This is a genomic window from Vibrio sp. 1731 (genome assembly GCF_033339955.1).
Taxonomy (GTDB): domain Bacteria; phylum Pseudomonadota; class Gammaproteobacteria; order Enterobacterales; family Vibrionaceae; genus Vibrio; species Vibrio alginolyticus.
The window spans coordinates 59129-75889 of record NZ_JAWOVO010000020.1 but is presented as its reverse complement, the minus strand read 5'-3'; the positions used below and the strand labels follow the sequence as shown (position 1 = coordinate 75889).

Here is a 16761-nt window from a genome sequence, read left to right as displayed (position 1 = left end):
ATTTTTATAAAAAAGCCCAGCTATATAAGTAACCCGCTCCCATGGCCATCGTTAAGATAACGATTAGGAAGGCAGCGATCATTTGGTTCTTAAAAATTGATTTCAACAAAATCACTTCTGTAAGACTTGCGCCAGCACTACCAATAATAAGCGCCATAACAGATCCAAGAGCCATACCTTTTTGTACTAGTGCCGCGCTAAGTGGAATGACCGCCTCTGCACGGATGTACAATGGAATACCAATGATTGCTGCGACCGGAATCGCGTACCACTTCGCTTCACCAGCGAACTCCGCAATGAACTCCGTCGGGATGAAGCCATAGATAAATGAACCAATCGCAATGCCCATCATGAGATAAGGGAACACTTGCTTAAAGTCTTTCCAAGTTGATTGCCAAATACGTGCCCAGCGGCTAGGTTCTTTCTCTTCCAAGACTGTCGCTGTTGCACTACCGTCTGATGAGCAGCAAGACACTTCCACTTTAGGTTCAGGTTTTGGTGCATCACCACAACAAGATGTTTTCGCCGCAACTGGCGTAGGTTCATTGCAGGCGCTGGTACCACAGCTTGATGCTGGTCTCGCTTCTTCTTTTTTCTTGCTTGAATCGCCACAAGAAGTACCGCACGAAGAAGAACCTACCGCTTGATATGCTTCTGGTTTGACGTAACGTTCAAACCCTAGTTTTTCAAGTACATAGCCTGCTACCACTGATACTGACATCGCGATAGCAAAGTAAAATACCGCAACTTTCCAACCAAAAGTCACCACAAACAAGCCAATAATCACTGGGTTAAGCAACGGGCTTGCAAATAGGAACACCATCATAGGTCCAAAACCTGCTCTTGCACGCAACAAGCCTTTTAAGAAAGGAATGGTCGAACACGAACAGAAAGGCGTAATCGAACCTAGCAACGCAGCAATGAAGTAACCTTTACCCTTTTTCGAGCTGAGAATAGATTGAATTTTTTCTGGCGTTAGAAAATCTTGCAACACACCGACAATGTAGCTAATTGCCAGAAATAAGATGATAAGTTCGGTTGCTAGAAACGCAAACATATCCAGCGCTTCTTTAGCCATAGTTATAATTTCTGTATTCACATTTACTCTCCTCGTCATTTTTCGCTAACAAGCTTACCTGATAGACAAACCTTTATTTCGACACTTCTGGAAGTATAGAATCACAAAACAAAAGATCAACAAAATATTTCCATAAAAATGGAATAATAAAACTAGTCAATACTTATCATAAAGTTACATGTCGTTAGCTATGCAGACTGGTTGTCGATGATAATTTCAGAGCATCTCGAATCCTTTTTATCAAACATAACCTAAAATTATCAAAATAAGAAAAAACCATAATTATTTCAGCAGCACCCTCTGAGTTAGTATGACTTTCGACCATTCTTAATAATAAGGAAAACCTATGAGAGCGATAACTTACCAACGAGATAACGATACTTTCTCTTTATCCGAATTACCTACACCAAAACTAGAAACCCAATTTGATGTATTGGTTAAAGTTAACGCTGTTGGTTTGAACCCTGTCGATGCAAAAATTCATTATTGGTCAGACATGGTCACTAACATGGATAACAATTTTGTTGGCGGGTTAGACGTATCAGGAGAAATAGTCTCTGTAGGCGATGCGGTCGTTGATTGGAAGGTTGGCGATAAAGTGTTGTATCACGGAAACATGAGGCGCCATCACGGTGGATTCGCTGAATTTGCTATCCATGATTCAAGAACGCTCATAAAGCACCCTCAGGTTCCGGTTGAAGTGGCAGCATCTACACCTTGCGCAGCCTGGACCGCATATCGCGCTTTGGTAGACAAGCTCGATATTTCAAATCGAAGCAGCATTTTTATCGCCGGAGGTGCTGGCGGCGTTGGAAGCTTTGCTATTCAGTTAGCAAAGACATTTGGTGTTGAACAGATCATTGCTACTAGTTCAGAAGCTAATCACGCATATTTGTCCTCGTTAGGAGCAACCCATATGATTGATTATCATCATGAAGATGTAGTTCAGCGAGTAATGGACATTACCGGAAATCATGGCGTTGAGGTTGCACTCGATTGTGTAGGCGGTGATAACGACCGAATTGCAGCCTCGGTGTTAACCTTTGAGGGAGAAATGGTGGAGCTCGTCAAGACTGTCGACCCTTCTCAATATCCAGATGCCTTCTTAAAAGGCTTGGGCTTCCACCAAATAAGTTTGGGCTCTGGTCATGTCTTTGGCGAGAGAGGGTTTGCAAGTATCGTTAATGCCGGAAAGGAAGTGTCTGAGCTATTAGAAAATGGAGAATTGGAAGTACCGAAACTGAAGATCATCGGCTTAGAGGATGTAGGTAACGCACTCTTGGACATGCGAAATCAGAGAACAGTTGGAAAGATTGTCGTTAATCTGAACCAAAAATAGTTAATAAAGATCTCGAGGCAAACTGGCAAAGTAATGAGCAAGTTAAAGCATCTTGTTACTTTGCCAGATATGAAAGACCTTTATTTTGTCTATAACGATGAATGAAAAACAAAACCTCTTGCCATACTTCCCTGCGCTTCAGCAAAATTAGGCGTTTTCGAGAGTGTCTCTCCAAGTCGCTAGCAATTTAATATGACGTGGTTCAATCCCACAGCAACCACCAATAATGCTTGCTCCCTGCGCATGCCACTTTTTAGCATACTCAAGATATTCAGTCGGAGAGAAATGACGAACTTCCTGAATGGTCTCGTTGGCTTGGTGCGCTTGCTTTATCGGAGCAAAGCTATTTGCGAAAACACCTATCGTCAATTCTCTACCTGACTCACTCAATACTGCTTGTGTATCTATGATCGCTTGCTCGACAACTTCAGGAATAGAGCAATTGAAAAAGATACCTGAAACATTTGTTTTCAACAGCGTATTAACCGCGACTTTAAGAGATTCCCCTGAGCGAAGGCGAGGCAAAGAGTTAGGCTCATCCATTAAGGTGAAAGCAAGATAATTGGGCTTATCTGTTTTGGCTAAAATTATTGATAGAACTTCAACTTCAGCGAGGCTAGACACGGTCTCAGCTAACCAAATATCAACATATTGATCTTGAGCTTCAAATAACTCAGAGGCCACTTCCAGTGCCCTTTTCGGCTCGAATAATTCAGGCCTGTAAGACCCCATTACAGGAGGAAGAGAGCCCGCAACGAGCACTCTATCGTTGGAGCTGGTGACTACATCTCTGGCAATTTTAGCTGCAGATTTTGCTAACTCAGTCCCCCGTTTTGCATAGAGTTCCTCGCCTAAGTGAAATGGGACACATGCATAACTGTTGACAGTGATAATCTCTGCGCCAGCGTCTATGAAATTCTCATGGGCCATTTTTACATGTTGTGGTGATTCAATTAGCGCTTGTGCACTCCAAAGCGGCTGAGAAAAAGGGGCGCCAATACGTTTCAACTCTCGCCCCATGCCACCATCTAAAATTGTTACTTTCTTCATTTAGACATCCATACCGCCAAACATCCATAAGCTCTATTCAAACACAATTTTTATCAATTCAAAATGAAATTGTTATGTTTAAAGTGAACAAAGACTTAATGGCTGATTAAACACTTTAGTATTTACCAGACCTTTCATTCGGACCAAGCTAATGTTATCGCCATTAACTTCGAGTAAAAAGCCCATTATCTATGTCTCTCGGCGAGGCGGGCGTTACGAGCCACAATAGTGCATGAAGTGATTGAGGGGCTAACCCTCAATCAAATTTTCTTTTTATTATAAGACCTTAGATAAAAATTTCTGCAATCTAGGATTGGAGGGGTTATCAAAAAATCGCTCAGGAGAGTCAGAAACCAAAAGCTCACCATCTTCCATAAACAACACCCTATCAGCGACCTCTTTTGCGAAACCCATTTCATGAGTAACCACGACCATGGTCATTCCGTCCTTGGCCAAATCTTTCATCACATCAAGAACTTCTCCAACCATTTCAGGGTCTAGTGCTGATGTGGGTTCATCAAACAACATAATGTTGGGCTTCATTGCTAACGCACGAGCGATTGCGACGCGCTGCTGCTGTCCACCCGATAAATGATTAGGATAATTATCCATTCTCTCCGACAGACCGACTTTATAAAGCAAATCTTTTGCTTCTTTCTTCACCGATTCAGGGTCACGTTTAGAAACCTTTAAAGGTGCTAACATGACGTTCTCTATCGCCGTTTTATGTGGAAAAAGGTTGAAGCCTTGAAATACCATGCCCACATCAGCGCGTAGTTTATTGATATCCGTAGATTTGTGGTACATATCGATACCATCTACGATTATAGACCCACTATTTATTGTCTCTAATTGATTAATCGTCCGTAAGAATGTTGACTTACCAGAACCTGACGGTCCTACGATGACAATCACTTCCCCTTTTTCTACATTTACCGATACGTCCTTGAGCGCATGGCAGCCATTAGGGTAAATTTTATTAATTGTTTTTGCTGAAATAATGTATTCCATTAATGACTCCACCATTAATCACTTGCTGCCAATTTCTTTTCTAACGTTTGTATTGCCCAAGATAAGGTACTAGTTAGAAGCAAATAAAGGGCCGCAACGGTAAACCAAACTTCAAATGGGGCAAAACTACCACTTACGACTTCCCTGCCCGCTTTTGTCAGATCAGTAATCGAAATCACGGAGACAAGTGAGGAATCTTTTATCAGGTTGATAAACTGCCCGGCTAAGGGAGGTAATGTCTGCTTAAACGCTTGAGGTAAAATGACATAAATCATCGCTTTGGGATAATTCATTCCTAGTGAACGCGCCGCTTCCATTTGTCCTCTTGGGATTGAGTGGATTCCTGACCGCACAATTTCTGCGACATAAGCGGCGGTAAACACGGAGAGCGCTATCACTCCCGCAGTAAAACGCTCAAGGTCAAGCACAGTACCAATAAAGAAGTAAACGATAAAAATCTGTACTAAAAGAGGCGTTCCACGAATGACCTCGACATAAACAAGCGCCAGCTTTTTTAATGCCGGATTGCTGGATATGCGCATTAGTCCAACAACTAAGCCTAACGCTAGAGCAATGATAAGTGACCAGAGTGAGATTTTAATGGTCGTCACAACACCATCTAAAATTGGGCCAGAGCGCCACTCTTTTATAGTTGCTAAGGTATCTCCTTCAAAAATAAGATCACCTTCATAGACGTCCACAGACTTATATTGGCTTAGTTCAAGAACAATATCACCATGAATACTCTCCAGAGCCAGTTGGTTATTCTCGTCGAGAATGATGTTCCCATCGACAGGCGCGGTAATGGATGAAGCAGCGTTAGTGGCAATATAAGGAAGGACACGCTCCCAATTCCAGCTGTAATCGATTCGCTTACCTGACAGATAGACAAGACCGCAAATTGATAGCAAAACAAGAACAAAAACAGCGTTCCACAATAGGGATTTAAAGTTATTTTGCATGTGATTCCGAGAATGACTTTGATTAAAGTTGGTTGGGTATTTGAATAAAGAAAAGCGTTAGCTTCACAGCGCGAACCGTTTGGTTGGCGATGAACCGAGCCAGAAGCTAGCCGCTCCTCTACAATAACAAAATGATTACTTAACTTGCTTTAACCATTTATCGTCGTTAAACCACTTATCGTAAATGCGATCGTAAGTTCCATCGCCCTTAATTTGACGTAAATAGTTGTTTAAGAAGTTAAGCGTATCTGGATTTCCTTGCGGCACAGCCCAACCCAAAGGCTCGTAAGTAAACGGTTTAGCCAAGTGCATTAACTGCCCTTTGTTTTCCGCCACATAAATAGAGTTGTAAGGAAAGTCATAAACAAACGCATCTACCTTTCCGTTGGCAACCTCAAGTACCGCTTCAGACTGAGTTTCGTATAGATTTATCTTAGCTTTCGGAAGGTATCGTTTTACCGCTTGCTCACCCGTTGTCCCAAGCTTAGTTGCAACAACATATTCTGGACTATTGAGATCTCGGTAACTAGACACTTTACCTTCATGTTTGAGATCTACGAGAATGGATTGACCAATAACCACATAGGGATCAGCGAAATTCACCTGAGTATTTCGCATAGGTGTGATAGTCATCCCGCCCATAATCATGTGACACTTACCAGTCAACAGTGTTGGGATAATGCCATCCCATGAAGTGTTTACCGGAACAAACTTAACATCCATGGCACGCGCCATTTGCTTACCCAAATCGATATCAAACCCGATGTACTGCCCATTTTTTGCTGTCATTTCAAAAGGCATATACCCAGAATCAAAGCAGACTTTTAGCTCCCCTGTACTTTTGATGTCGTCTAAAATTGGGTCTGCATTAACCGTCGTCGAAACAGCTAACCCCAGTGCAGCAAAACACAATAACTTTTTCATGGATATTCCTTTATCATTTGTTGTAAAGTTTTTTTATACACGACAATAGAATAAAAAACCACAAACAATGACTTTTTAATCACTAGAATTTGTAGGATCGTTACTAAGCTGGAAGATCTGAATGAAAATCTATACCAAGCCATTGCAATTGAATTGCATGCATTAAGTGATTAAGTTGTAGGCAGGTCACTATAACGACAAGAAACATACGCTTTGACTGAATAGTCAGCGTTTCCGAGAGTGGTTTAATTATTAACGAAACCATACAGATATTCGCTTTTTCACATTGACCGTAATGTCAAAAGTGCTTGAGTTTTATTGTTGACAATTCTTCCATAGTCAATGGTCACAAATGTGATGTACAGCACATTTCTATAATGGCACTATCACCTTTGTCGAGAGATATTAACAAGGATTCGTTGGACATCTTGACTTTGTAATACAAATAAAAAGGTGACTATATGAAAAAACTAATGACGCTCTCATCACTATTATTATTCAGTTTATCTGCTACTGCTGGTATTCATGTCGAACACTCTACAAACAAAGTTGTTCTCAATGACTTTACGACAAAAGATGCCGCTTATAGCTCTGCGTTTGATCTTGTCGATGAATACCAAACGCTATCAAAACATGAACTTAGAAATCGTCTAAACATCATTGGAAGCGGTTTCCCTCGTGATATTGCAATCGATGATAGTAAGGTGAGAGTTGAAGAATACGCACTTAACCGTGATGAAGTTAAATATCGTGCAATCATAAACTTCGATTATCACTTCAGAACAAGTGACGGCGGTAAAAACTAAAAAATCATCTGCACCTTTACTTTCTTAGAGCCCTTCCTATTTTAAGAAAGTAAAGGTGTCTAATCACATTGAAACGACTGCTTTTCATAAATCGCTCTCTCCTTACATAAACAGTATCAATCCCTACCTCTATCGTTTACATAAAAATCATTTTTCCAATCTTCATTGAGATATATTTCGTCGTTTGGCGCTTTATCATTCACTTGGTTCGCCATATGGATTCCACATCACTTAAATGAAAAAGACCCTTGAAATTGAGTTCACTTTTTTATGAAGATTAACTCAACCTAAGATTAACAATTGTCGTTATATTTTTCTCGTTTATAGCAATATATAAAAAACTCTTTTTGTTTTAATTAACCATAAGACGTAAAAATAAAAAAAGGCAACAAGATACTTCTTGTTGCCAAAGAAAAAAATCATCATTCAAAAAATATGAAAATGAAAACTAGCAGTGGACTAGCTAACAAAACAATTATATCCAAAACACTTTAATAAGTAACGATCAATATAATCCATTATATATGGATGAAAATCAGCACTTATAAAATTACACCGATAAATAAAAAAGCCTGAACATAGTTTCAGGCTTTTTATATTTATTAATTTTTTAGAATGAATATCTCGCAGCTATTGCAAGAATATCGTCTTCATTGTCTACATCTGTAATTCTGTATTCTGCTAGTGCTTTAAAATTAGAAGTCAAATCGTACTCTGCACCTAGTGAGTAGTAATCGACGACGTCTTCATCATCACGCTCTAGATTGTTATAGCCAACAAGTGCCCAAAGCTTATCTGTTATTTCATAAGTGGCAACTGCTTCAATACCGGTGTAATCAATATTACTTTCAGAACCATCTTTAGCCCAGTTTTCACCATCACTGTATAAAACAGAGGCATAAAACTTGTCGTATTCAAATGCAATAGCACCCGTTAGCAGCTCTGCATCTTCTGCACCCGATTGCCCTTCACCTTCGTTGTAACCAAGCGCAACTTTGAAGCCATATGGCAACTTGTAGTCCGCCGCCACACCATAAGAGGCTGCATCTGTTGACACTTCATCGTTTTCAGCCTGATAGCTAACATGAATATTCAAACCTTCATAGCTTGTCGTTAGCTTAAATACTGAATCGGAGCGACCGGTACCATATAGATCCGCACTTACGCCAGCAGCTTCATTACCAAACTCCGGGAAAATATCCGTGTAGTCAGATACTAAAGTGACCGCACCGTATTGACGTCCATAACTTACTGTTCCGTAATCTGCACCAACTCCTACATAGCCTTTTCGGATATCAAATTCATCATCTTCAATCCCATCAGCATCTTCAATCCCATCAGCATCTCTGCGATTAGACTTAAATTCCAACTCATATAAGCCGAAGGCATAAAGATCTTCATTTATTTTAGACTCACCTGCAAGTCCTACACGAATGTAGCTATTATCTCCGTCTGCATTTTTATCATCAGAGAAATAATACATCCCTTGCGCTCGGCCATGAATATTTAATACTGATTCTTGATCTTCATAAACTACGGCTGAATTTGCAGCACTTGCAGAAAAAAGTGCTGAGATTGCGATCGACGTTCTTGTCATTTTCATTTAATTACCACTACTTGTGTTGTTTGAATCGAGTGAAATTATGAACAGTGGCAATTATTTTTAAAGTGCAAATTCAACCATATTCTATGGATAAATATAAACAAGCCCTCAATCTAAAACATTATGTCCTAGTACTCATATTAGTTGAGATAATCCATCCAAACAGGAGGCGTCCCTATTATTTTTTGAACAGTATCAATGAACAGTTTGGCTAATGGTTGTTGATTTCGGTGAGTATACATTGCATATATTTCCCCTATTGCGGGAAGATTATAATCAGGAAGCAACTGTACAAGATCTTGTTTACTCAAACTCTCCTGAAGAAAGAACTGCCCAATTAAAGCATACCCTAAATCAGATTTTACGGCATCGAGCATTAACTCAGTTTCATTAACGAAGTACTGCCCATTGATATTATACGTTCTAACGTCGCTTGATGACTGGCTTGGCGCTATACGTAGCTTATCCGCCTTAAAGTTAGCATTAGAGTATATTACTGCTGGCATTTTTATAAGCTCTTCTGGAGAGCTCGGAGTTCCATACTTGTCAATAAAACTCTTTGATGCAACCAGTGCCATTTTATTGCTTGCCAACTTACGTACTATCATGTTGGACTCTCGGATTGGTCCGATACGAAACACAACATCAAAACCTTCGTGGATAACATCGACTCGATTATCATCGAGCAGCAGCTCTACAGTAATGTTTGGGTACTGTTTTATAAACTCTTTAACTGCCTGATTTAAGTATGCTCTGCCAAAGAAAGTGGAGCTTGATATTTTCAAGTTACCCTTCGGTTCATCCTGAAATGTAGCAGCAATACTACGAGTTTCAGTTAGAACCTCTCTTACTTTCTTAGCTTGCGCCACCATCTCAACACCTGCATTGGTCAGGGATAGCGAACGCGTGGAACGGTTTAACAGCCGTAAGCCCAATTCATCCTCTAGCTTTTTGATCTGTTTTGACAAAGCTGAACGATCTATATGATTTCTGTCAGCAGCCTTAGCAAAAGTTCCGTATTCAGAGACATCCAGTAGTAATTCAAGTTGGCTTGCGAGATCCACTGCACAATTCCTTATTTAGTTTTTATTCTTTATGTGATGGGAAATGGATTTTACAAAATTAATTTCAATTTTTTATGGTTCAAATTGCATCAGTGAATTGCAAATAATGCACGAATTAAAAACGCTTTAATTTTCGTCGCTATCTTTAGCTTCTGTTTAGTTATTCCTATCTATTATGGCTTATTACATTTAACAATACTCCACGTCTTTAAAACCCTAAACTGACCTTTTTCAAACCAAAAAGTGAGCATTTTGACCAATATTTAATCGTGCATTTTTATCACTACTCTATGTTCGCTGAGGGCCTATTTACCCATAGGTACAATGAATACAATGCCGTTCCTTTTAGTATGAACAGAATCATTTAGGGCGCGACAAATGTTAAAGAAAGTTTTCGGCATTGGCCTTTTATCCGTTTTAGCTGCTTGTGCAGACGAAGAGATAACCAAACAACCTAATACTCCCTTACCTACGATAGACGTCTCCAAAGTCATCTATGAGCCCGTTCAATCGTGGTTCACCTTTACAACAAGGCTTCAAGCACCAGAGAAAGTTTCTTTAATGCCACGCGTTTCCGGAGTTATTGAAACGGTAGAGTTCAAAGACGGACAGAGTGTCAACAAAGGCGACTTACTCGTCACTCTTGATGATCGAACCTTCAAAGCTCAGGTCTCACGACTTGAAGCGCAAGTTAAGAGTGCTCGAGCTGCGCTAGAGCAAGCAGCAAACGAACAAAAGAGAGCCGCTCAACTGGTTAAGCGAAAAGCCATCTCAGCGGAACAAGCAGAGGCCCGAGATACCGCAGTAAAGCAACGCTCTGCAGAACTAATGGCTTTGCGTGCTCAGTTAGAATCCGCAAAGTTAGATCTTGAGTTTACGAAGATATATGCCCCTATTAGCGGCACTATTTCAAGAGCATTCATTACTAAAGGAAACAATGTAAACGCAAATCAAAGCGTTATATCAAACATTGTCTCTAACGATCAGGTATATGCATACTTTGATGTCGATGAGCGAACTTGGAACCGTTACTTCTCGACAATCAATGCCGACTCTAACTTACCTACTCGTCTTGAACTATCTGGACAAAATGGGCAGGAGTTTTTTGGACGCGTTGACTTTGTCGACAACTCCATCAACGAAAACACCGGTACTTTGCAGGTTCGAGCGGTATTCGATGCAACAAAATCAAACTTAAAAGTGGGATCGTTTGGCCGAGTTCAGATATCAACAACCAAACCAGTTGAACGAGTTCTCGTTCCAGAGCGTTCTATTGGCACAGATCTAGAAAACCGCTTTGTATTAACACTCAATGAAGAGAATACGTTGCAATACAGCATCGTAACCTTAGGCGAACGTTACGGAACATTTCGTGCCATCGAGAATGGCTTGAACGCCGACTCAGTTATTGCGGTAAATGGCCCAGCAAAAGTTGGCCCAAATAGCAAAATCACACCAAAAAATGTCACGCTAGATATTAGCAACACTTCATTGATTATGGCTTCAAACTCAACATCGTTGCCAAACAAACGTTTAGCTCAAGACTAAGAAGACAACCGAATGAAATTTGCACACTTTTTTATTCAAAGACCCATATTTGCCTCTATGTTATCGCTATTGATATTAATAGTAGGCGCAATTTCACTTTTACAGTTGCCTGTGAGTGAATATCCAGAGGTTGTCCCTCCTACAGTGGTAGTTACAGCAAACTATCCTGGTGCGAACCCAAAAGTAATCGCAGAAACAGTTGCTACGCCTCTGGAGCAAGAAATTAATGGTACAGAAAACATGTTATATATGTTTTCGCAGGCAACCAGTGACGGCAGAATGACATTGACCGTAACCTTTGCTTTAGGTACGGACTTGGACAAAGCTCAGGTTCAAATTCAAAACCGCGTCACTACAGCTTTGCCCCGATTACCAGAAGCCGTCCAACGGTTAGGAGTTGTTGCCGAAAAAGCCTCTTCTGATCTCACCATGGTTGTGCATATATATTCTCCAGATTCTAGCCGTGAAGTCAGTTATTTAGCTAACTACGCTAATTTAAACTTGAAAGATGAGATAGCTCGGCTCGGAGGCGTTGGTGATGTGCGCCTTTTCGGTGGTGATGAGTACTCAATGCGCTTGTGGTTAAATCCAGATGAGCTCGCTTCTAGAAATCTAACCGTAATGGACGTTGTCTCAGCCGTCCGATCTCAAAACCAACAGGTGGCAGCAGGCTCATTAGGTGCGCAACCAGCCGCTAATGAAAACCAATTCCAAGTTTTGTTGAACGTAAAGGGCCGTTTGGAGAATATTGATGAATTCAACGACATTGTAGTAAAAGTTGACGAAACAGGGGCTTTGACACGTCTTAAAGACGTTGCACGCGTAGAGCTAGGTCAAAACTCTTATGCACTGCGCGCCTTGTTAAATGGTAAACCAGCGGTGGCGATGCCCGTATTCCAGCGCCCTGGTGCTAATGCTATTGAGCTATCTAATCAGGTTCGTTCAACCATGGACCGTTTACAAACAGCCTTTCCAGCTGGAGTTTCATATGAAATAGCCTACGACCCGACCGTCTTTGTTCGTGGTTCGATAGACGCGGTGGTTCATACTCTGCTAGAGGCAATTGTACTTGTTGTTGTCGTAGTCATTTTGTTTTTGCAAACATGGCGCGCGTCTATCATCCCTATCATTGCGGTGCCTGTTTCATTAATCGGTACGTTCGCCGTAATGCAAATGCTTGGAGTATCGATTAACACGCTTTCGTTGTTTGGGCTTGTTCTCGCCATAGGCATCGTCGTCGATGACGCCATTGTTGTCGTCGAAAACGTGGAACGGAACATCCATAATGGACTTGCACCACTAGAAGCAACGAAACAAGCAATGACCGAAGTTACCGGGCCAATTATTGCAATTGCTTTAGTGTTATGTGCGGTGTTCATCCCGACGACCTTTATTACAGGGTTATCCGGTCAGTTTTATAAGCAGTTCGCACTAACAATTACGATCTCGACGATTATTTCAGCAATTAACTCGTTGACGTTATCGCCTGCTTTATCAGCACTGCTATTACAAGATAAGAACGCAAAACCCGATCGGCTAACCAAGCTCTTGGATGCGGTTTTTGGTAAGTATGTTTTTGCGCCATTCAATAGAATTTTTGAGTATAGCTCGAACCAATATCAAGCTCTGGTCAAGAAGCTGATTCGCTATAGCCTTGTTGTTGTGGTGGTATACATTGCGTTACTCGGGGGAACGGTTTCTCTATTCAAAGCTGTTCCTGGAGGATTCATTCCTCAACAAGATAAGCAGTATTTAGTTGCGATCGCCCAACTTCCAGATGCAGCAAGTTTAGATCGAACAGAGTCCGTTATTAAAGAAATGGAAAACCTCGCGCTGGCAACACCTGGCGTAGCACAAACCATTTCTTTCCCAGGCTTATCGGTCAATGGTTTTACTAACAGTCCGAATAGTGGCATCGTTTTTGTTACGCTTGAGGACTTCGATAAACGAAATGATCCAACTCTCGGAGCAAATGCGATTGTTGCATCTTTGAATAAGAGCTTTTCAATCATTGATGAAGCCTTCGTTGCGATTTTTCCACCACCACCAATCCAAGGACTTGGCTCTACTGGCGGCTTTAAACTTCAAATCGAAGACCGAGCGAACAAGGGGTTTGATGAGCTCTTCAAGCAATTGAACTTGGTAATAAGTGAGGCATCAACAAGACCCGAGCTGATGGGATTATATTCCACATTTCGTATACAAGTGCCGCAGATGGACATCCAAATAGATCGTGAACAAGCGATGCTGCAAGGTGTTCCTCTAGAGCAGGTTTTTGATGCGCTTCAAGTTTATTTAGGATCATTATACGTCAATGACTTCAATATGTTTGGTAGAACATACAAAGTGAATGCCCAGGCAGACATGAACTATCGTCTCGAACCTGACCAAATACTTAACTACAAAGTAAGAAATGCTGCCGGACAAATGGTTCCTCTCGGCGCTGTACTGGAGATCATACCCACGATTGGGCCTGACCGCGTGATGCACTATAACGGCTACCCTAGTGCAGAACTAAACGGCAGTCCTGCTTTTGGTTACAGTTCTGACCAAGCCCAAACGGCTATTGAGGAAGTACTGGATCAAAACCTAGCAGAGGGAATGGTTTATGAATGGACTGATGTAACCTACCAGCAGATTTTGGCTGGTAACACGATGGTGTATATATTCCCACTTGTTGTTTTGTTAGTTTTCATGGTGCTAGCTTCGCAGTACGAGAGTTTAAAACTGCCATTCGCTATCATTTTGATCGTTCCTATGACCATTTTTTCTGCACTAGCAGGTGTTTGGTTCATTGGTGGTGACAACAATATATTCACACAAATTGCTTTGATTGTCCTTGTGGCTCTAGCGTGTAAAAATGCCATCTTGATGGTGGAGTTCGCTAAAGAACTTAAAGACAATGGCCAAGATACCTTATCAGCGATTTTGGAAGCATGTCGTTTACGTCTTCGACCGATTCTAATGACATCAATTGCATTTACCGCTGGTGTTATTCCATTAATGATTGGTACAGGGGCCGGAGCGGAAATGCGACAAGCAATGGGTATTGCTGTATTCTCGGGTATGGTAGGCGTAACGGTATTTGGATTACTACTCACACCTGTTTTTTACATGTTAGTGAGTCGAAACAAAAAACGTCAAACACTATAACCATAATATAAATACTCATTTAAATTCATACTAAAGGGAGCTATTGCTCCCTTTTCTTTTGGTTATTAAGTATATTAATAATTTCTAGACAGAGCAGAAGTTATACATGAAACTAATACGCTAATATCTAACGTGGATAAACATTGTGGATTTAGCAAATAAACTACACCTGCTTTTAGAAGTCTCTAAAGCTGGATCTTTTGCAAAAGCAGCAGATGGGATGAATATCGACCGCTCTGTTTTGTCTAAACACATCAAGCAGTTAGAAGAGCACTTAGGCGTTAGGCTATTAAACAGAACGACTCGCTCTCTTTCATTAACACAAGTCGGCAAGCAAATAGTAGAAAAAGCAGACCAAATATCTCAACTCCTTGATGATACTCAACAAATAGCGGAGAACTTTCAGACTGAGCCTTCAGGGAAAGTACGAATTTCAAGCTCAACATTATTTGGAAAACTCTATCTACAACCTTCGATAGAGAAGTTTTTACATAAGTACCCAAAAGCAAGTGTTGAACTAATGCTAGATGATCTTCATGTAGACGTGATTAGAAGTAATTTTGATATTGCTTTTCGAATCGGACCTATGAGGGATTCATCAATGGTAGCAAGAAAATTAGCAAAAAATACGACTGCAATCATTGCTTCTCGAAATTTAATTGAAAAACATGGTAACCCAGAAACGCCTGATGAGTTAGTTAAGCTACCTTTTATTATTTATTCAAATGGTAATTTTATTGTCGATAAACTTAAATTCTACGACAAAGCAAAATCAGATGGTTTAGATACATACCCAATATCAGGGTCATACATGGTAAATGAAGCTGAGCTAATAATTGAAAGCGTAAAGTCAGGTCTGGGCGCAGCACTTATAGGTCAATTTATGCTCCCTAACAACCTAGAGTCTTCTAATTTAGTTCAACTTTTACCAGAATATGAAACTCAAGATTTTGGTGATATTTATGCCATGTACTCACACCGTCAGCAATCACCATTGGTTAGGGCATTCATTGATATCGTTCAAGAAGAAATTGGCATACCACCAATATGGGAAAAGCATTTCAATAAAAGCTAGGTAATTCTATTTAACCAAAATTAACAGAAAATAAAACATCAAATAAAATCAATAAGTTAAAACAGGAATATTTAAGATTCATAGGAGTTTAATGTTAGGTGAATTAAGTTCCATTCTAAATGGCGCTTAATTCACTAAATATAAAACATTCTTGATTTATAATACTAACAAATCCATCACCTATACAAGTTACGATGTATATTAAAGAAAAACACACCTCGGTCACTAGTTTGTTAGTATATAAAATATCTTATCTTATTTTTTTGGTTATTTACACGTTAGCAACGATTTATTTTAGCGTACAAATGGACAAAAGCACATCGGAGAACTCTCTTATAGAAATGACTCAAATAGCATTTGTGCTTTTTTCATCGTTAATGTGTTTGTATAAATCTAAGGAATATCTTGAACTCAAACACATATTAGTAATAATGTCTTCATTTTTTATGGTTATATTCGTTAGAGAAATGGACTACCACATAGAGCAGTATTTCCCTCACGGTTCATGGAAGTATCCTGCTTGGATTATAATAGTCTCGGTCTGTTATTTTTGTTTTAATAACATAGTTAACATAAAAAATGAGGTAAAACTTTTCATTTCTCATTCTAGCTTCACGACATTAACGATTGGCTTTTTTATTGTTTTCTTATTCTCACGCTTTGCAGGGTATGGTGATTTTTGGGTCGAGTTTATGGGGAACTCATACAATAGAGACGTGAAAAACTTGGTCGAAGAAAGCTTAGAGTTACTAGGTTACGCGATACTTTTAAACGGTGTTTTACTTATTAAAGTAGAAAACCACTAAGTATAAATAAAAGTTCATAGCTTGTAGTTCAAGCTTTGAACTTTTTTGGTTAAAAAAAAGCAGCAAATTATATTTGCTGCAAATGATGAAAAAAACAATATGCGTAAGTTAACTTCCTAGCAATGGATGCGTTAACGAGTTAATAATAACGAACCGTAACAATTAAGTCTCGTTGAAAATAATCCATAAAGAATGGAATTTATTACACTGTTAATTATGTAACCTTATCTAATCTAGTTATCACACGCCGTCGTTTTTATATCTTATCTCTTTCCGTCAATAAATAGCTCTTCACATCAGATCCCATTTATCATCCCACAACAGTCGGATTCAAAACAAAGC

12 protein-coding genes are annotated in these 16761 nt (G+C 40.0%); 5 read left to right on the top strand and 7 right to left on the bottom strand.

Translation table 11 applies throughout. The annotated features are described in order from the left end of the window. Positions 1–4: 4 nt before the first annotated feature. The gene (locus tag R7035_RS19640) at positions 5–1078 is read right to left on the bottom strand and encodes a permease (RefSeq protein WP_250154756.1); all 1074 of its coding nucleotides are present in this window, start codon (positions 1076–1078) and stop codon (positions 5–7) included. A gap of 346 nt (positions 1079–1424) precedes the next feature. Between R7035_RS19640 and R7035_RS19635 the strand changes: the two genes are divergently transcribed. Next, positions 1425–2417: a zinc-binding dehydrogenase gene (locus R7035_RS19635; protein WP_017635220.1), complete on the top strand. Its 993-nt coding sequence runs from the start codon at positions 1425–1427 to the stop codon at positions 2415–2417. A gap of 147 nt (positions 2418–2564) precedes the next feature. On the opposite strand, the gene R7035_RS19630 is transcribed toward R7035_RS19635, so the two are convergent. From R7035_RS19630 to R7035_RS19615, 4 genes are all read right to left on the bottom strand, one after another. Continuing rightward, positions 2565–3467 carry a homocysteine S-methyltransferase family protein gene (locus tag R7035_RS19630; protein ID WP_151514815.1) on the bottom strand — a complete coding sequence of 301 codons (903 nt, stop codon included), beginning with the start codon at positions 3465–3467 and terminating at the stop codon, positions 2565–2567. A gap of 276 nt (positions 3468–3743) precedes the next feature. Further along, positions 3744–4478 carry an amino acid ABC transporter ATP-binding protein gene (locus R7035_RS19625; RefSeq protein ID WP_005377326.1) on the bottom strand — a complete coding sequence of 245 codons (735 nt, stop codon included), beginning with the start codon at positions 4476–4478 and terminating at the stop codon, positions 3744–3746. 14 nt (positions 4479–4492) lie between these two features. Next, positions 4493–5440 (bottom strand): amino acid ABC transporter permease, encoded by a 948-nt coding sequence (locus tag R7035_RS19620; protein ID WP_213896133.1) that lies wholly within the window; start codon positions 5438–5440, stop codon positions 4493–4495. A 135-nt stretch (positions 5441–5575) separates the two neighbouring features. Further along, entirely contained in the window at positions 5576–6364 is a 789-nt protein-coding gene (locus R7035_RS19615) for a transporter substrate-binding domain-containing protein (RefSeq protein WP_005377324.1), read from the bottom strand. 461 nt (positions 6365–6825) lie between these two features. Between R7035_RS19615 and R7035_RS19610 the strand changes: the two genes are divergently transcribed. Then, positions 6826–7170, top strand: a complete 345-nt coding sequence (locus R7035_RS19610; protein WP_005377323.1) for a DUF3316 domain-containing protein — start codon at positions 6826–6828, stop codon at positions 7168–7170. Between the two features lie 610 nt (positions 7171–7780). Here the strand turns inward: R7035_RS19610 and R7035_RS19605 are convergent. Next, a complete protein-coding gene (locus tag R7035_RS19605) occupies positions 7781–8773 on the bottom strand; it encodes a porin (protein WP_262652035.1) in 993 nt (330 codons plus the stop codon). A 140-nt stretch (positions 8774–8913) separates the two neighbouring features. After that, complete coding sequence (locus tag R7035_RS19600; protein WP_262652036.1) at positions 8914–9837, bottom strand: LysR family transcriptional regulator; 924 nt, start codon at positions 9835–9837, stop codon at positions 8914–8916. A gap of 378 nt (positions 9838–10215) precedes the next feature. Here R7035_RS19600 and R7035_RS19595 point away from each other — a divergent pair, with 378 nt between their 5' ends. The 3 genes from R7035_RS19595 to R7035_RS19585 all read left to right on the top strand — a co-directional run bounded on the left by R7035_RS19595 (position 10216) and on the right by R7035_RS19585 (position 15613). Beyond that, positions 10216–11385: an efflux RND transporter periplasmic adaptor subunit gene (locus R7035_RS19595; RefSeq protein WP_054579512.1), complete on the top strand. Its 1170-nt coding sequence runs from the start codon at positions 10216–10218 to the stop codon at positions 11383–11385. A gap of 12 nt (positions 11386–11397) precedes the next feature. Beyond that, the gene (locus tag R7035_RS19590) at positions 11398–14538 is read left to right on the top strand and encodes a multidrug efflux RND transporter permease subunit (protein ID WP_318146240.1); all 3141 of its coding nucleotides are present in this window, start codon (positions 11398–11400) and stop codon (positions 14536–14538) included. A gap of 145 nt (positions 14539–14683) precedes the next feature. Then, complete coding sequence (locus R7035_RS19585; protein ID WP_025768139.1) at positions 14684–15613, top strand: LysR family transcriptional regulator; 930 nt, start codon at positions 14684–14686, stop codon at positions 15611–15613. Positions 15614–16761 lie beyond the last annotated feature (1148 nt).

Bases quoted from the DNA above. Each gene is read 5' to 3' on its own strand.
- R7035_RS19640 (WP_250154756.1), bottom strand. From the start codon at position 1,078: ATGGCTAAAGAAGCGCTGGATATGTTTGCGTTTCTAGCAACCGAACTT.
- R7035_RS19635 (WP_017635220.1), top strand. From the start codon at position 1,425: ATGAGAGCGATAACTTACCAACGAGATAACGATACTTTCTCTTTATCC.
- R7035_RS19630 (WP_151514815.1), bottom strand. From the start codon at position 3,467: ATGAAGAAAGTAACAATTTTAGATGGTGGCATGGGGCGAGAGTTGAAA.
- R7035_RS19625 (WP_005377326.1), bottom strand. From the start codon at position 4,478: ATGGAATACATTATTTCAGCAAAAACAATTAATAAAATTTACCCTAAT.
- R7035_RS19620 (WP_213896133.1), bottom strand. From the start codon at position 5,440: ATGCAAAATAACTTTAAATCCCTATTGTGGAACGCTGTTTTTGTTCTT.
- R7035_RS19615 (WP_005377324.1), bottom strand. From the start codon at position 6,364: ATGAAAAAGTTATTGTGTTTTGCTGCACTGGGGTTAGCTGTTTCGACG.
- R7035_RS19610 (WP_005377323.1), top strand. From the start codon at position 6,826: ATGAAAAAACTAATGACGCTCTCATCACTATTATTATTCAGTTTATCT.
- R7035_RS19605 (WP_262652035.1), bottom strand. From the start codon at position 8,773: ATGAAAATGACAAGAACGTCGATCGCAATCTCAGCACTTTTTTCTGCA.
- R7035_RS19595 (WP_054579512.1), top strand. From the start codon at position 10,216: ATGTTAAAGAAAGTTTTCGGCATTGGCCTTTTATCCGTTTTAGCTGCT.
- R7035_RS19590 (WP_318146240.1), top strand. From the start codon at position 11,398: ATGAAATTTGCACACTTTTTTATTCAAAGACCCATATTTGCCTCTATG.